Origin of the sequence: Deinococcus sp. (genome assembly GCF_025362455.1) — a bacterium.
Taxonomy (GTDB): Bacteria; Deinococcota; Deinococci; order Deinococcales; family Deinococcaceae; genus Deinococcus.
In genome coordinates, this window is sequence record NZ_JANYGJ010000217.1 from 1 (window position 1) to 2,153 (window position 2,153).

The 2,153-nt window shown below is 58.4% G+C and carries 1 protein-coding gene; it reads left to right on the forward strand.

Annotated elements, in window-relative coordinates; translation table 11 throughout:
* The first annotated feature begins 1,284 nt into the window (after positions 1 to 1,284).
* Complete coding sequence (locus Q0R23_RS15275) at positions 1,285 to 1,929, forward strand: hypothetical protein (RefSeq protein ID WP_293914343.1); 645 nt, start codon at positions 1,285 to 1,287, stop codon at positions 1,927 to 1,929.
* Positions 1,930 to 2,153 lie beyond the last annotated feature (224 nt).

Below are 2,153 nucleotides of genomic sequence, written 5' to 3' on the forward strand. Positions count from 1 at the left end.
ACCCTTTTTATGACCGAGCGGAGCGAGTAGTTTTGACTGAGCAAGGCGCAGAATGGAGGCGCGGGGAGGCTGTTTTCCCCGTGGCGTCATTCGGAGTACTGCTCTAGAGTCGCCGGGCGGGCCAACGACTGAATCAAGGCCCGGTCGGTGGCTCTGAACTCCCGCCCTGCTCGCGTAATGGAGCAGTTGTTTTGGTCCCTAAACCCTGGGTTACCCACGGTAAAAACGTTTTTGCCACGGCGCTCCGACGCCATCAGACCTCCCTTGACCGTGAGCTGGTTCGGAGTGGTGAGCTGGAATTTTATCTGACCTTCATTTATGGAATTTGCAGTGGAAAGTGTTCGGATTACAATATTAAGTTTTGTATAAGATCGGCCCGAATAAAATGTGATGAAGATGACCTAAACTCGCTGTGGAGGTCATTTATGAAACCTATACTTTCAGGTGTTGCGTTAATCTCACTTGCTTTGGGGTTGAGCGCTTGCGGCGGCACATCGAGCCCACCTCCTACCACAGTATCGATCACAGGTATTTGAGAGGGAGTAGAAACTTACCCAGCACAAAATGGTGTTAACGGTCAAACGTTTAAAGTGCGTTATGTCATAACTGATCAGAACGGCGTTTTAACTGGTCAGGTAGCAAGTTGTAGCAAAAACGGCCTAAGCTGCGACTTTAATCAAAACACCGAAGGACCTCTCGCTGGAACACGGAATGGGAACATTGTAAGTCTCCCGGTAGATGGCTCTGCTGGTACTGGTACAGATAGCACAGCCATTAAAATTAACTCTAAAACTGTTTTTAATGGAAGTACTCTCACCGGAACGGTGTCTTACGCAACACCTGGATATGTTTTTAACGGTTCACTGACGTTGACAAAGCAATAAAAGTTCCTAGCCGACAGACCTTCCGTAGAATGAGGAGGTGGGCGCATCGAGTGGCTGGGGGCGAAGCTACTCAGTAGGGTCAGGCGGGAGTGGAGGGACGAAGCGCTGCGTGCAGAATCCCAGAATGTTGGCCTGGCCCTACTTCCTTCAAGACTCGCTTTGCTCGGTTTACCCAACGACTGACGCTGGTGTGCTTAGGTTTTCGGGTGCTGTCTCCGGATTGCCGAGGCTGGAGCTGCTCGCCACTCTCTGCTTCTCACTCGGCTCGGAGAATGACTCATCACCCGCCAGCGAATTAGATTGTTCTACACCACGAAATCGAGGCTTTGATCAGCTCGCCGTCTTTATGGCCAGGGCTTCTTAGCCATTCGCCCCGTCCTCCCCGCGCTACCTTGGCGGCATGACCACCCTCCGTTCATTGCCCCGCCCCGGCTGGCTGCTGGCGCTGGGCGGTTTTTTGCTGGGCTGCGCCGCGCTGCTGCTGATCCGGGCCATCGGCATAGCGCTGCTGCCGGGGGCCTGCCAGGGCCGGACCATTCTGGGACTGCTGCCGCCGCTGCTGCTGGGGCCGGGCGGCATCGCCACCGCGACCACCCAGATCAGCCGTGGGCGGGCTCCGGCGCTGGGCATCGGGCTGGCCATCTCGTCGCTGTTTCCGGCGCTGGCGCTGGGCGTGCGCGACATCGGTGAACTGCGAACCATCGGCTGCGCGGGCGGCTACGTGGTGTTCGGTACGCCGTCGGGTGGACGATTGCCGGAAGTGACCATCCTGCCCGGCCAGACGGTCGACGTGACCGTGCGGCCCGGCGGCTTCCAGAACAAATTCGGCCCGGTCAGCCTCAGCGCCAAGTTGCCGACCACACTGCTGAGCGTGGCGTTCGCCCAGGAGCGCGTGGACGCCAACCAGACGGCGGTGATGCACCTGAGCGCCTCCGGTGACGCCCCGGCCCAGCAGTACACCGTGGCCGTCATCGCCCGCCAGCAGGACCGGGGCGCCGACGGCCAGCTCACCGTGACCGTCCGGCCCAAGGGCGCCAGAAAGTGAGGCGGGCCGGGACGCTGCTGATATTCCTACTCCCCAGAGCAGATGTCATAAAAAGACCCTTTTTATGACCGAGCGGAGCGAGTAGTTTTGACTGAGCAGGACGCAGAATGGAGGCGCGGGGAGGCTGTTTTCCCCGTGGCGTAATTCGGAGTACTGCTCTAGTTCGGTTGCTCTGGCCGCGCCTGCACACGACCTGTACGTGAGCGGCTGGGTGTCCCGGCACA